Below are 14359 nucleotides of genomic sequence, written 5' to 3'. Positions count from 1 at the left end.
AACGCCCTTGAAGGGCTCCACCCACCGCCGCTGCTACTGCCGCGACCCCAAGACGGGAAAGCCGCTCGGCAAGAAGTGCCCCAAGCTCGCCGGCCGCAAGCACGGCTCCTACTCCGTACGCCAGGAACTCCCGCCCCGTGCCGACGGAACCCGCCGCTCGTTCAGCCGTGCCGGCTACGAGAGCCTCAAAGCCGCACAAGCCGAACTCGACCACATACGCGCGCTTCTCGGCCTTGCCGACGCCGACGACTCCGAAGGTCTGGATCAGATCGCCGAGTTGCTGGAGAAGGTGGGGGACGAGAAGGCCCCGCTACCGGACATCGAGTCGACCCGTCGTCGGCTGAGCCACGGCTTGGATCTCACCAGCCGCCTCACGGTCGGCGGCTGGCTGGATATCTGGCTGGCGGGCAAGAAGGGGCGGCAGAGCGCGATCAGCCGCGACGAGAGCAACATTCGTGTCCACCTCCAGCCGCGCATCGGGCACCTGCGACTCGACCGCCTTCGGGTCACCCACCTGTCGGAGATGTTCGAGGCCATAGCCGAGGCCAACGTCGAGATCGCCGAAGGAAACGCCGCACGGCGCAAAGCGGTCGAGGATCTCGCACAGATCCCCTGGAAGGGGCGCGAGCCGCGCTCCCGCCGTAAGGCGATGAAAGCGGCCATCGCAGAGATGGAGCCCTACCGCCGGATCGTCGGTCCGGCAACGCGCCAACGCGTTCGCTCCACACTGCGTGCTGCGTTGAACGCCGCGATCGCTCAACAGTTGATCACCTTCAACCCGGCCTCCCACGTCGAGTTGGAGGCGGGCAGGCGTCCCAAGGCACTCGTGTGGACCGAGGAGCGCATCCTCCACTGGAGGCGCACCGGAGAGACACCCTCGCCGGTGATGGTCTGGACGCCGGAACACACCGGCCTCTTCCTCGACCATGTAGCCGAGGACCGGCTGTACGCGCTGTTCCACCTGGTCGCCTTTCGTGGGCTACGGCGAGGTGAGGCATGCGGTCAGAGGTGGACCGACACCAACCTGAGCGCCGGCCTCCTCACCGTCGCCAAGCAACTCGTGGTGAACGGCTGGGAGGTGTACGAGGACGACCCCAAGACCGACGCCGGAGCGCGCACCATCGCCCTCGACTCCGACACGGTCCAGGCCCTCAAGCGGCACCGCGCCCAGCAGGACAAGGACCGCGAGAAGTGGGGGAGCGCCTGGGTGGAGACCGGAAGGGTCTTCACCCGCGAGAACGGAGAACTGCTCCACCCTGCCAACGTCACGCGGCGATTTATCGAGCTGTACGAGGAGATCGGCCTCCCGCCGGTCCGGCTCCACGACCTCCCTCACGGTGCCGCGACTCTGGCTCACGCAGCAGGTGCCGGCCTGAAGGACATCCAGGAGATGCTCGGCCACTCCTCGATCACCATCACGTCGGACACGTACACGAGCCTGCTCCCCGAAGCGGATCTGGCAATCGCAGAGGCTGCGGCCCGGCTCGTGCCGCGAGCGCGCACAACCCCCGAGAACATCGCTCCCGAGGCGGAGGCCGAGCTCGACGACGCGGAGTCCGCCGACGCGGAATCCGTGCCGGATGGTGCTGATCCGTTGGGGGAAATCCGGGAGATCAACTTCCCGTCCGCTCACGCACCGCTCACGCAATCGGCCCCGGACGAGAAGTCCGAGGCCGAGTAAGACCCCTCCCTGGGGGAGAAACCCCAGGTCAGAACGATAACGCGTTGTGCCCCCGGCAGGATTCGAACCTGCGACACCCGCTTTAGGAGAGCGGTGCTCTATCCCCTGAGCTACGAAGGCGGGGTCCCGGACACGTAGGTCCACTGATCCCGTGGCGTCCCTGGAGGGGCACGCCGCCGTCAGTGTAGCGGGTGAGGGCGGGCGGGCGTGGGGGTCGCCCCCGCCTCCGTCCGGCCCGGGTCACGGGCGTGTGATCCGTATGCGGTAGTTGTCGTCGGCGTCCTTGTCCAGCACGGATATGCGTATGCCGTTGGACCGGTCGTTGAACGTCTCGCCCGGTTCGAACGGGGCGTCGGAGAGTTCGGCGTGGACGTTGGGGCGGCGGGTGCAGCCGCCGCTGTTCTGGGTGCTGTCCGCGACGGAGACCGGGCCCTGGCCGGTGTCGACGTCCGAGCTGACCTTGTAGATGAGGACGCCGGGCCGGCAGACCGCCTCGTCGTTGCCGCCCGGCGTCCGTACCTCCACCGCGTACCCGGACTCGGCGGTCACCGGGACGAAGGCCAGCTTCGGGCCGCCCGGGGTGGCCAGGGGGCCGAGGGTGTGCTCGCTGGTGCCGGTCGCCGAGGCGCAGCTGACCTGGTCGTCGGAGAGCCAGCCGAGCTTCCACTTGTGCCAGCCCAGCAGGTCGTTGTTGGCGCCCCAGTCCTCGGACATGATGTCCCAGTGCCCCACGGCCCCGCCGCCCTCCATCGTGTACAGGTCGGGGAGGCCGAAGACGTGGCCGTTCTCGTGCGGCAGTACGCGGTAGCCGGTCTCCTCGTACGAGCCGGAGCCGTCGTCCTGGCGGCTGTAGACGAAGGACGTGTTGGAGAGGGGTACGCCGTCGGCCGAGGGTGCCTCGTCGTTGCCGGAGAAGGTCACCGACAGGACGGTGTCCAGGGCGGACGGGCCGGCGTTCGGGGTGACCAGCACGTTGACCAGGTCGTACGCGGAGAAGTCGACCTTCGGGTCGGCGACGGTCACCAGGTCCTTGACGAGCTTGCGGTACCCCGGTTCGTACGGTGAGCCGCGCTCGATCCCGTACTCCGAGAACGGCAGCGGCATGCGCAGCCAGTCCTTCACCGGGGCCTCCGGGACGTAGTCGAGGCGGCCGTAGGAGCTGGTGTGGAACCAGTCGGACGTCTGCGGGAAGAACTCCGCGAGCCGGTCCGTCGCCGGTTCCTTCGCCTGGGCGTCCGGGAAGTCGATCATCAGGTTGAGGGCCCTGACCTGCCCGGTCGAGCGGGTGTAGCCGTGCGGGGTCGGTATGCCTTCCGACATCTGCACGCCCATGGTCGCGGGGATACGGCACGGGGCCAGGCCGGTTCCCCGGGGTGCGGACACCGGGCCCGCGGAGGCGCGGCTGGAGAGCGGGATCGTGGAGCTGGCCGATGCCATGGTCGCGATGACCAGGGCCGTCGCTCCGGCGAGCGCGAGGGGGCGGCGGAAGCTGCGTATCCGGTGGCGGGGATGGTGCATGAGGCTCGCCTTCGGGCTCCGCGGCAGCCGGCCGGCCCCGGGCTGCGCTCTGGCGATCAGCCTGTGCCGGGTCCTGTGCGCCCGCCCGTTGGGTGCGCCGTTGGAGGGGATTCCCGAGCCATGAGAGGTGAGGCAGGTCACAATCAGGTGTGAAATAACCGGGGAGGGTCTCCCCGTTTACACCTGTGTTCCCGCGAACCGGGGACATGTTCCCCGGTTGTGCGGGCATCGCGCAGCGGGGATCACTCCGAACGAGAAGGAAGGTCCGTGTCGTGGAGACCGTCGACGAAGCCGCCACGTGCGCGACGCATCGCCCTGGCACGACCCGTCCGCGGGCCGACGCGCTGCGCAACCGGGAGCGGATCGTGACGGCCGCCCGTGAGATGTTCGTCGAGTTCGGGCCGGACGTGCCGCTCGACGAGGTCGCGCGCCGGGCCGGGGTTGGCAACGCCACGCTCTACCGGAACTTCCCCGACCGGGCCGCGCTGACCCACGAGGTCGTGCTCGCGGTCACCTGCCGTACCACCGACCGCGCGGAGGAGGCGGCGACGGCGGAGTCCGACCCGTTCGCCGCGCTCAGCCGCTTCGTGCACGCGGCGGCCGACGAACGGATCGGCGCGCTGTGCCCGATGCTGTCCGGCGGCTTCGACAAGGACCATCCCGAACTGCTCGCCGAGCGCCGTCGCCTCGAAGAGGCCGTCGAAGGGCTCGTCGAGCGCGCCATGTCCGCAGGGCGTCTGCGTACCGACATCGCCGTCGGTGACGTACTCGTCGCCCTCTCCCAGCTCACCCGGCCGCTGCCCGGCATCGCCTGTCCGGGCATCGACCGGTTCACCCACCGCCATCTCCAGCTCTTCCTGGACGGCCTGCGTGCTCCGGCCCGTTCGGAACTGCCCGGATCGGCGGCGACCTTGGAGGATCTGCGCCGCGGACGCTGACTCACGCCGCGACGCCCAGGATCAATCATCAGACGGAACCGAAACCGAAACCGACCGAACCAGAACAGATCGGAACAGATCGAACCAGACCGACTCAGGCCAGACCAGATCAAGCCGGACCGGATCAGACTGGTAGGCCGGTAGCTGTCCGGTCCGGCCGGTGGACCCCCGGCCGGACGGCCGGACTCCGGCCCCCGTGGCAGGTCCGGTCCGCACCCCGATGAAGCGCCGAGGCCCAACCAGCGGGTCCGGCTCCCGGCACAGCACTCCCTTTTCCCGGTTCCGCCGCGGGCTCGTACCCGGGCCCGGTACGGAACCGGTCACGACTCTTCGCGTCCACGCGCGTCCCTAGGTGGCTACTCCCATGTCGAAAATCGCCGACACCTCACTTCCCGACCCCAGTCGCTGGAAAGCGCTGGCCTTCATCGCCCTCGCCCAGCTGATGGTCGTGCTCGACGCGACCATCGTGAACATCGCCCTGCCCTCCGCCCAGACCGACCTGGGGATATCCGAGGGCAACAAGCAGTGGGTGATCACCGCGTACGCCCTCGCGTTCGGCGGACTCCTGCTCTTCGGCGGGCGCATCGCCGACCTCTGGGGGCGCAAGCGCACCTTCGTGGTCGGGCTGCTCGGCTTCGCCCTGGCGTCCGCGCTCGGCGGTGCCGCCCAGGGCCAGGCCATGATGTTCGGCTCGCGTGCCCTCCAGGGTGTCTTCGGCGCACTGCTGGCACCCGCCGCACTCTCTCTGCTCGCGGTGATGTTCACCGACGCCAGGGAGCGCGCCAAGGCGTTTGGCATCTACGGCGCCATCGCCGGTGGCGGCGGCGCGGTCGGCCTCATCCTCGGCGGCTTCCTGACCGAGTACCTGAACTGGCGCTGGACGTTCTTCGTCAACATCCCGTTCGCGGTGCTCGCCGCCGCCGGTGCCTACTTCGTCATCCGTGAGCCGGCCGGCGGCCGTAACCGCTCGCCGCTCGACATCCCCGGTGTCGTCCTGTCCACGCTCGGTCTCGTCTCGCTGGTGTACGGCTTCACCCGCGCCGAGTCGGCCGGCTGGTCGGACTCGCTGACCGTCGGCATGTTCATCGCGGCCGGTGTGCTGCTGGTGGCCTTCGTCGCGACCGAGTCGCGGGTCAGGTCCCCGCTGCTGCCGCTGCGCGTCCTGACCGACCGCAACCGCGGAGGGGTCTACCTCTCGCTGGGTCTCGCCGTCATCGCGATGTTCGGGCTGTTCCTCTTCCTGACGTACTACCTCCAGGTGGTCCAGGGCTACTCGCCGGTCAAGACCGGCTTCGCGTTCATGCCGATGATCGCGGGCATGATCACCGGTTCCACGCAGATCGGCGCCCGCCTGATGACCCGGGTCCCGCCGAGGCTGCTGATGGGCCCCGGTTTCCTGGTCGCCGCCGTCGGCATGCTGCTGCTGACCCAGCTGGATCTCGACACCTCGTACGCGGGCGTCATCCTGCCGGCGCAGCTGCTGCTCGGCCTGGGGATGGGTACGGCGTTCATGCCGGCCATGTCGCTGGCCACGCACGGCATCGAGCCTCGTGACGCCGGGGTCGCCTCCGCGATGGTGAACACCTCGCAGCAGGTCGGGGGTGCCATCGGTACGGCGCTGCTCAACACCATCGCCGCCGGGGCCACCACCGCCTACATCGCCGACCACGCCGCGGGCGCCGGTGACCCGAAGCTGCTCCAGTTCCAGGCCATGGTCAGCGGTTTCGCCGCAGCGATCTGGTGGGCGGTCGGCATCCTCGTGGCCGCCTCGGCGATCGCGGTGACGCTCGTCAACACCGGGCGCCCCGGTTCGGGACCCACGGGCTCCGCCGGTGGTACGGGGGAGCGGGTGGACGGTACCGAGGACGAGTTCCGCATCCCGGTCGTCGCCCACTGACCGGTCGTCGCCGACTGACCGACGCCGCCCACTGACCGGCCGTTTCGCTTACTGACCGGTCGTCGCCCGTCGCTCACCGGCGGGTCGTGACATCTGCCCCGGTCGTCTGCCCGGGTCGTCTGCCCTGGTTCCGCTCGGCGCGGAGCCAGGGCAGACCCGTGTCCGGTCGCCTTCCGGGTCCGCTCAGCGGAGCCAGGGCAGGTCGGCGTCCGTGCCCTCGGGCTGGAGTCCGGCGGCGACGACCCGCATGATCTCGCCGAGGTTCCGCACCTGTTCGGGGGTGAGCCGGGCGAACATCGCCTGACGTACGGCGTCCACGTGACCCGGGGCGGACCGGACGAGCATCGCGTGGCCCTCGTCGGTGAGTACGGCGTTCTGTCCGCGTTTGTCGGAGGGGCAGTCCTCGCGGCGGACCCAGCCGTTCTTCTCCAGCCGGGCCACCGCGTGCGAGAGCCGGGACCGGGTGATCTTCGCGTCCTTGGCCAGCTCCGTCATCCGCTTCCGGTGCCGCGGTGCCCGGGAGAGCTGGACGAGCAGCCCGTAATAGATGTGCGGCATGCCGGCGTCGCGTTGGAGCTGGCGGTCGAGATGGTCCTCCATGAGCGTGGTGGCGTGCAGATAGGCACTCCAGACGCTCTGTTCTTCGTCGGTGAGCCATCGGGGCCCGCCGGTGGATGCCGTGGTCATGTACTTCACTGTACGACCTTTTCTTGAAAGTTGAACTAGATAGAGCTAAGGTCTGTGGACATAGGAACTTGAAGCTTCAAGCAAGCGTCCGGGATCCGACCGGGACGCACGCGAGATCCACGCGAGGCTTCGAGCAACATCCAGGAAGTCCAGGAAATCTCCGTCGCGAGAAGCCGTCCGGCCGGGGCCAGGTGGTCCGCACAGGTGCCGATCGTGGTACCTGCACAGAACACATACCTTGGCCGGCGGAGGAATGGGAGTGTCATGACCGTCACCGCCGCACGCATGCCCGCCCTCTACCTCTCCCACGGCGCCCCGCCGCTCGCCGACGACCCCGTCTGGCCGGCCGAGCTGGCCGCCTGGTCCGCGGAGCTGCCGCGCCCCAAGGCGATCCTGATGGTCTCGGCCCACTGGGAAGAAGCCCCGCTGGCGCTCGGCGCCACGGAGACCGTGCCCCTCGTCTACGACTTCTGGGGCTTCCCCGAGCACTACTACGGTGTCCGGTACGCCGCCCCCGGGGCCCCGGAACTCGCCGAGAACGTCCGCAAGCTGCTGCGCCGGGCGGGTACGCCGGTCCAGGACATCCCGGACCGCGGCCTGGACCACGGGGCGTACGTGCCGCTCGTCGAGATGTACCCGGACGCCGGTATCCCCGTGCTCCAGATCTCCCTGCCGACGCTGGACCCGCAGGCGCTGATGGACATCGGGCGCAGGCTCGCCCCGCTGCGCGACGAGGGGGTGCTGATCGTGGGGAGCGGCTTCTTCACGCACAACCTGGCGGCTCTGCGCCACGCCGGTGGCACCCCCGGCTGGTCGGCGGAGTTCGACGACTGGGGGCACCGCGCGCTCCGGGCCCAGGACATCGACGCGCTGCTGGACTTCGAACACAAGTCCCCGGCCGGCAAGCTGGCGCACCCCCGTACCGAGCACTTCGCCCCGCTCTTCGTCACGCTCGGCGCGGCGGAGAACGACCTCGACCAGGGGCGCAGCGTGATCGACGGCTTCTGGATGGGGCTGGCGAAGCGGTCGGTGCAGTTCGGCTGAGTCCGGGGACCGTCCGGTGGCGGCGGGAAGACGGGGGACAGGCGGCGGGGACGGCGGGTCGTGCGTACGGGCCCGCCGTTCGCGTCGGTCGCGTCGGTCGCGTCGGTCGTGTTGTCCGGCCGGCTGGCGTGCTGCCCGGCCGCCCTGTCGCGTCGTCCGGTCCGGTGGTCGCGTCGTCCGGTCCGGCGGCCGGGTCGGGGCAACCCGTGGGCGTCGGAGACCGTCCTGGGGAGAGAGGCGGGATCAGGGGGGCCGCTGGTCGGGTGAAGGCAACCGTGCCGACCGTGACCGCCGTCTCAGGTACCACGGGGTGGCAGAGGTCGGCGAGGGCCGGCAGATCCGTTCCGGTTCCAGGTCTGACCTGGGCTTCCGCGGGTATCCGTGACATCTGGCCCCCCGAAGGGGCCGACAGGGTACTGCATGATCGCGAAAGTGAATGGCCGGTGTGGGAATTCTGTCCGGATTCCAGTCGTTGTTTCCAACGGATGCAGGGCACCCGGGAGGGTGTCGCGACCTACTCAGCAAGGGAGCACGCATGGCAACCCGTGCCGTCGCCCGTCGTTCGTCCGCCGAGACCGGTGGGACCGACCGGGCAAGCAGTGTTCGCGCCAAGGGCGTGGAAATCGCCGATCGCGACCTGGTCGGCATGTACCTCGACGAAATCGCTCGTACACCCCTGCTCGACGCCGCCAAGGAAGTCGAGCTCTCGCAGACGATCGAGGCGGGCGTCTACGCCCAGCGGATCCTCGACGGAGAGGTGGAGAGCGAGGCCGGAGGCGCCAAGCGTGAGGAGCTGGAGGCGCTCGTCGCCGAGGGTGAGCGCGCCAAGGACATATTCATCCGTTCCAATCTCCGGCTCGTCGTCGCCGTGGCCCGCCGCTACCCGAGGGCAGGTCTGCCCCTGCTCGACCTGATCCAGGAGGGGAACGCCGGCCTGGTGCGCGCGGTCGAGAAGTTCGACTACGCCAAGGGCTTCAAGTTCTCCACGTACGCGACGTGGTGGATCCGGCAGGCCATCACCCGGTCCATAGCCGACCAGTCCCGCACCATCCGCCTCCCCGTCCACCTCGTGGAGGAGCTCGGCCGGATCCGCCGGGTCCAGCGCGAGTTCAACCGTGAGCACGGGCGCGACCCGGAACACACGGAGATCGCGGCGGAGCTGGGATCCAACGCCGAGCGCGTCGGCAACGTCCTGGACTGGGCGCGGGACCCGGTCAGCCTCAACATGTCGGTGGACGACGACGGGGACACGCAGTTCGGTGATCTGCTGGAGGACACCTCCGCCGTGTCGCCGGAGCAGTCCGTGATGACGTTGCTGCGCAGCGAGGAGCTGGAGGATCTGATCGGCAAGCTCGACAACCGCACCGCCTCCATCATCAAGATGCGCTACGGGATCGAGGACGGCCGCGAGCGGACCCTCACCGAAGTGGGCAAGCAGCACGGCCTCACGCGGGAGCGGATCCGGCAGATCGAGAAGCACGCACTGATCGAATTGAAGAGAATGGCTCACGACACGGGCTTTGACGCTGCGGCCTGAGCCGTTGACCCCGTAATCTCCCCATCAAGCCGGTTCGCACCGGCCCGAAGACCGGTTCCTTCCGGTCCCTAGAGCTGAGCCCCGGCGCCCACCCCCCCCCGGCGCCGGGGCTCTTCCATGTCCGGCCCGGCCCGGCCCGGTCGGCCTCGTCCGCCCCGGCCCGTCAGCCTCGTCCGCCCCGGTCGTGCGTGGCCGGCGTCTGTGCCGGTACCGCTGTCCCGTCCGCCGCGCCGAGCCCCGTCGAGGAGGCACGGGTCAGACGGGCACCCAGGGCGTGCAGGTGCTCCACCAGCTGCGGCGGCCCGTGCACCTCGAACTCGCAGTCCACCAGCGCCAGCCGCAGCGCCACCCACTCCAGCGAGTCGTTGAGGGCCGTGCGCAGCCGGCAGCCGCCCCCGCCGTCCGGCTCCGCCGCGCCGAGCGAGCCGGGCAGCCGCGCGGTGACGAAGTCCGCCGGGGCCCGGAACGTCACATCGACGCGCACCTCCGGCTGCCTGCGCGCCATCGACCGGGTGAAGAACTCGGCGGCGTCCCTGTTTCCCGCGGGCAGCTCGCGCGGGGAGAACCGGGCACCGGTGGCGTACGGCTCGGTCACCCGGTCCACCCGGAAGGTGCGCCAGTCCTCACGGTCCAGGTCGTAGGCGACGAGGTACCACCGGCTGCCCGTGCTCACCAGCCGGTACGGCTCGACCTGGCGCTTCGACGCGGTGCCGTCCCCCGCCCGGTACGCGAAACGCAGCCGCTCGCGCCCGGTCACCGCCGAGGCGATGACCGTGAGGGTGCCCGGATCGATGGTGGAGCCGTCGCCCCGGGTGAGCGGCACGGTGGCGTTCTGGAGGGAGGAGACGCGGTGCCGCAGGCGGGAGGGGAGCACCTGCTCCAGCTTGGCCAGCGCGCGTACGGACGCCTCGTCCACGCCCTCGATGGCATGGCCCGCACCCGCCCTGAGCCCCACCGCGATGGCCACCGCCTCCTCGTCGTCCAGCAGGAGGGGCGGCATGGCGGCGCCCGCCACCAGCCGGTATCCGCCGACCGAGCCGCGTGAGGCCTCGACCGGATAGCCGAGGTCACGGAGCCGGTCGATGTCGCGGCGGATGGTCCGGGGGCTGACGTCGAGCCGTTCGGCCAGTTCGCTGCCCGGCCATTCGCGCGGGGTCTGGAGGAGCGACAGCAGATTCAGCAGGCGTGCCGGTGTGTCGGTCATGGGTTCAGCATGTGCCACAAAGAGGTCATGACCTGACCTAATGGCTGTCTAGTTTCCTCCCATGACTTCTCCCGCATCGCCGCGGCCCGCGGCAGCCGCCCGTACGGCTTCCACAGAACAGGCGGACCCGCGCTCGTCGGCAGAACAGGCGGACCCGCGCTCGTCGGCAGCGCAGGCGGACCCGCGCTCGTCGGCCGACCGGCGCCGCTGGTTCGCGCTCGCGATCGTGATGACCGCGGCCTTCATGGACCTGGTCGACGTCACCATCGTCAACATCGCCATACCGAGCATCACCCGGGACACCGGTGCCTCGTTCTCCGCGATCCAGTGGATCACCGCCGGGTACGCCCTCGCCTTCGCCGCCGGTCTGATCACCGGTGGCCGACTTGGTGACATCTACGGCCGTAAACGGCTCTTCCTGCTCGGTATCGCCGGTTTCACGATCGCTTCCGCGCTCTGCGGCTTCGCGGTGAACCCGGAGATGCTCGTCGCCTCACGTATCCTCCAGGGCGCCACGGCCTCGCTGATGGTGCCTCAGGTGCTCTCGATCGTCCACGCCACCTTCCCGGCGCACGAACGCGGCAAGGTCTTCGGGCTCTTCGGGGCGATCGTGGGACTCGGCGCCGTCTCGGGCCCTCTGCTGGGCGCGCTGCTCACCGAGTGGAACCTCTTCGGCCTGGAGTGGCGGCCGATCTTCCTGATCAACCTGCCGGTCGGTGTCGCCGGGCTCGTCCTGGGACGGAAGTTCATCAGCGAGTCCAAGGCCCCGAAGGCGCTCCGCCTCGATCTGGTGGGTGTCGCCCTGGTGACGCTCGGCCTGCTGATGCTGCTCTACCCGCTGACCCGTGGACGCGAGCTGGGCTGGCCGCTGTGGGGGCACCTGTCGATGGCCGGCAGCCTCCTGGTGTTCGCCGTACTGGTCGCGTACGAGGCACGCAAGGCGCGCCTGGACGGTTCGCCGCTCATCGAGCTGTCGCTGTTCCGGGTGAAGAGCTTCGCCGCGGGCATCGCCGTGCAGCTCACCTTCGGGGTCGGCCTCGGCATTTTCTTCCTGGTCTGGACGCTCTACCTCCAGATGGGGCTCGGCTGGAGCGCGCTGAAGGCGGGGATGACCGGGATTCCGTTCTCGATCGCCGTCTCGGTCGCCGCCGGGCTCTCCGTGCAGAAACTGGTGCCCCGCTTCGGCCGCAAGGTGCTCCAGGCCGGCGCGCTGCTCATGATCGTCGGACTGCTGCTCTACATGGGCGAGGCCGGGCACTACGGCCAGGCCGTCACCCCCTGGCAGATGATCCCGCCGCTGCTGTTCATGGGTGTGGGGATGGGACTGATCGTGGCCCCGCTGACGGACGCGGTGCTCTCCGGGGTGCCGAAGGAACACTCGGGGTCGGCCTCCGGGCTGATCAACACCGTGCAGCAGATGGGTACGGCCCTGGGGCTCGGCCTCGTGTCGGTCGTCTTCTTCGGGGCGATCGGTGACGATCTGCCGCCGGACGCGCTCGGACCGGCGTTCGTGGACGCCTTCCAGCGGTCGCTGTGGTGTGTCGCGGGGGTCCTCGCCGTGATCTTCCTGGTGATGTTCGCCCTGCCGGCCGCGCCGAGGGTGCACCTGGAGGGCGGCGGCGACGCCGAGGACCCGGGAACGGGGACGGGGACGGGAACGGGGACGGGGACGGGAACGGGGACGGGGACGGTCGGGGGAGCGGTTCCGGGGGACCTGCCCACCGAGGAGCCGGTGCTGACGCGCTGAGACGGTCACTGACGGACGCGGCGGCGGCGGTGTGCGTGCGGCCCCGCGGTCCACGACGGCCCGTCCACCCCCGAGCGGGGCGGACGGGCCGTCGGTGTACGCGGGACGGTTCCTGCGCGGCGGGGTCAGCAGATCCGGGTGCGGTTCTCCATGGCCCGGCGAGCGGTCTGCTCGTCGCCGTACACCTCGCACATGTGGCGGCCGTCCGGCGTCGCCGTGTGCTCGACCTCCCACAGGCTCGTCTCGCTGCCGTCCAGCAGCAGGAACGCGTGCTCGTAGAGGGTGAACCCCGCGTCCCGGCCGTCGACGCGGCACTGGCGTCCGAAGATCTGGGTGATGTGGTGGGCGAAGGCGGCACGCAGGAGCCCCGCCGTCTCGGTACCCGGCCGGTCCACGTTCTCCGCGCGGCGCAGGACCCGGCGCGCGTGGTCCGCGGAGTTGTCCGGGGCGTACATACGGGGGAGCGGGGCCGGAGGGACGGCCGTCAGGAGGGTGAGGATCTCCAGATCGTCCCGTGAACCCTCGTCGGCGATGGCCCGGGTGTCCCAGAAGCTCCCGGACAGCCGGGCGGCGGCGACCTGCGCGTCGCCCTCGTCGTCGTACAGCTCGTGGCGCAGGGGCGCGTCGGTGTCCCGTGCGCCGCCGTGCACCAGCTCCCACAGGGTGAGCGCGGAGCCGTCGGAGAGCAGATAGGTGTGGCGGTAGGTCTCACGGTGGAGGGCGGCGCTGTGGTGGGACGAGTGCAGCGCGCTGCTGTGCGCCAGTGCCGTCCCGAGTCGTTCGATGGTGGTGTCGGACAGATCGAAGGAGTTGAGGGCGCATCGCAGGAGTCGCTCGAGGTGCTGCTCGGTTGTCTCGTACGGATCGCTCAAGGTGCTGTCTCCAGGCCGTCGCCGCGCGTTACTTGATGCGTGCATAACGTAGTCCCTGGTTCGGACATCGTGACCTGTGTTCGCTAAAAAACGTACCGCTGACGAGTAAAGTTCCTCGCCGTCAGGGCGTGCCGTTGTGATGATCGTTCCGGTTGTCATGGGGCTTGCCGGGGAGCTCGCCGTAGAGGTCGCTGTACGAGGGAAACGTTCCGCCTGGTCCGTCCACCCCCCGGGCCGCCCTGACCGCCTTCACGACGGCTCGGGCCAGCACGTCCGCGCCCGCCGCCAGGATTCCGTTCAGCGCGGACGTGGGTTCCTCGGGCAGCGGTGTACGGCCGGTGGCCAGGACGAAGACGGTGTCCCCGTCGGTCAGCAGATGGACCGGCCGGACGGCGCGCGCCAGCCCGTCGTGCGCCGTGCCCGCGAGCTTCTGCGCCTGGGCGCGGGTGAGGCCGGCGTCGGTGGCCACGACGGCGATCGTGGTGTTGAAGTGTCCGGTTCCGCGTGCGGCGCGCAGCTCCGCCAGCCGTCGGCGGGCCGCCTCGTGGGTGGCGGGGGCGGGAGGTTCCGGGGGCTGACCGGCGCCGTACGCGCCGTACAGGACGCCGGTCCTCGGATCCACGGCCGAACCGGCCGCGTTCACCACGGCCAGGGCGGCGACCGTCGCCCCGCACGCGGTCCGCACGCTCGCCGTGCCGACTCCGCCCTTCAGCTCCCCGGCGACCGCGCCGGTGCCCGCGCCCACCGTGCCCTCGGCGACCGGTGTGCCCGGTTCGGTGGCGGCGGCCGCCTCGATCGCGGCCCGGCCGGTCGAGGCGTCGGGGCGGGCCCGCCAGTCGCCGCCCCGGCCCAGGTCGAAGAGGCAGGCGGCCGGGACGACCGGTACCACCTGGCCGGGCTCCGGGCCCACGGGCACGCCGCGCCCCCGCTCCTCCAGCCACGCCGTCACACCGGACGCGGCGTCCAGGCCGAACGCACTGCCGCCGGTGAGGACGACCGCGTCGACCCGCTGCACGAGATTGCGCGGGTCGAGGGCGTCCGTCTCCCGGGTGCCGGGGCCGCCGCCCCGCACATCGACGGCGGCGACGGCGCCGCCCGTGGGGGCGAGGACGACGGTGGTCCCGCTCAGGGCCAGGCCGCCGGGCACGCGCGCGTGGCCGACCCGGATCCCGTCCACGTCGGTCAGCGCGTCCAGGGGGCCGGTCGGAGGGACGTCGTCATCGGGCATCGCGGG

General features: G+C 70.5%; 11 protein-coding genes and 1 tRNA gene. 6 read left to right on the top strand and 6 right to left on the bottom strand.

Going from position 1 to position 14359, the window contains the following annotated elements:
* Positions 1–7 precede the first annotated feature (7 nt).
* A complete protein-coding gene (xerC, locus tag B9S64_RS13355) occupies positions 8–1681 on the top strand; it encodes a tyrosine recombinase XerC (protein WP_103492430.1) in 1674 nt (557 codons plus the stop codon).
* A gap of 47 nt (positions 1682–1728) precedes the next feature.
* On the opposite strand, the gene B9S64_RS13350 is transcribed toward xerC, so the two are convergent.
* Both B9S64_RS13350 and B9S64_RS13345 read right to left on the bottom strand, forming a co-directional pair.
* Positions 1729–1801 (bottom strand) — tRNA-Arg (locus B9S64_RS13350).
* A 120-nt stretch (positions 1802–1921) separates the two neighbouring features.
* Positions 1922–3199, bottom strand: coding sequence for a M6 family metalloprotease domain-containing protein (locus B9S64_RS13345; RefSeq protein WP_103492431.1), 1278 nt, complete (start codon positions 3197–3199; stop codon positions 1922–1924).
* Positions 3200–3471: 272 nt separating this feature from the next.
* Here B9S64_RS13345 and B9S64_RS13340 point away from each other — a divergent pair, with 272 nt between their 5' ends.
* Positions 3472–4137: a TetR/AcrR family transcriptional regulator gene (locus tag B9S64_RS13340; RefSeq protein ID WP_103492432.1), complete on the top strand. Its 666-nt coding sequence runs from the start codon at positions 3472–3474 to the stop codon at positions 4135–4137.
* Between the two features lie 364 nt (positions 4138–4501).
* Positions 4502–6034 carry an MFS transporter gene (locus tag B9S64_RS13335; protein WP_103492433.1) on the top strand — a complete coding sequence of 511 codons (1533 nt, stop codon included), beginning with the start codon at positions 4502–4504 and terminating at the stop codon, positions 6032–6034.
* A gap of 183 nt (positions 6035–6217) precedes the next feature.
* On the opposite strand, the gene B9S64_RS13330 is transcribed toward B9S64_RS13335, so the two are convergent.
* A complete protein-coding gene (locus tag B9S64_RS13330) occupies positions 6218–6730 on the bottom strand; it encodes a MarR family winged helix-turn-helix transcriptional regulator (protein ID WP_181012369.1) in 513 nt (170 codons plus the stop codon).
* 255 nt (positions 6731–6985) lie between these two features.
* Here B9S64_RS13330 and B9S64_RS13325 point away from each other — a divergent pair, with 255 nt between their 5' ends.
* On the top strand, positions 6986–7765 hold the full coding sequence (locus B9S64_RS13325) for a dioxygenase (RefSeq protein WP_103492434.1): 780 nt from the start codon (positions 6986–6988) through the stop codon (positions 7763–7765).
* A 535-nt stretch (positions 7766–8300) separates the two neighbouring features.
* On the top strand, positions 8301–9302 hold the full coding sequence (locus tag B9S64_RS13320; protein ID WP_028441397.1) for an RNA polymerase sigma factor RpoD/SigA: 1002 nt from the start codon (positions 8301–8303) through the stop codon (positions 9300–9302).
* Between the two features lie 163 nt (positions 9303–9465).
* Here the strand turns inward: B9S64_RS13320 and B9S64_RS13310 are convergent, their stop codons facing one another.
* Positions 9466–10506 (bottom strand): YafY family protein, encoded by a 1041-nt coding sequence (locus tag B9S64_RS13310; RefSeq protein WP_258037947.1) that lies wholly within the window; start codon positions 10504–10506, stop codon positions 9466–9468.
* A 229-nt stretch (positions 10507–10735) separates the two neighbouring features.
* Between B9S64_RS13310 and B9S64_RS13305 the strand changes: the two genes are divergently transcribed.
* Positions 10736–12253, top strand: coding sequence for an MFS transporter (locus B9S64_RS13305; RefSeq protein ID WP_258037949.1), 1518 nt, complete (start codon positions 10736–10738; stop codon positions 12251–12253).
* 125 nt (positions 12254–12378) lie between these two features.
* Here the strand turns inward: B9S64_RS13305 and B9S64_RS13300 are convergent, their stop codons facing one another.
* A complete protein-coding gene (locus B9S64_RS13300; RefSeq protein ID WP_028441396.1) occupies positions 12379–13125 on the bottom strand; it encodes a DUF6227 family protein in 747 nt (248 codons plus the stop codon).
* A 121-nt stretch (positions 13126–13246) separates the two neighbouring features.
* Positions 13247–14353: a P1 family peptidase gene (locus B9S64_RS13295; protein ID WP_103505152.1), complete on the bottom strand. Its 1107-nt coding sequence runs from the start codon at positions 14351–14353 to the stop codon at positions 13247–13249.
* Positions 14354–14359 lie beyond the last annotated feature (6 nt).

This window comes from Streptomyces sp. SM18, from assembly GCF_002910775.2.
GTDB lineage: Bacteria > Actinomycetota > Actinomycetes > Streptomycetales > Streptomycetaceae > Streptomyces > Streptomyces halstedii.
This window is presented reverse-complemented; position numbering and strand designations above follow the sequence as displayed.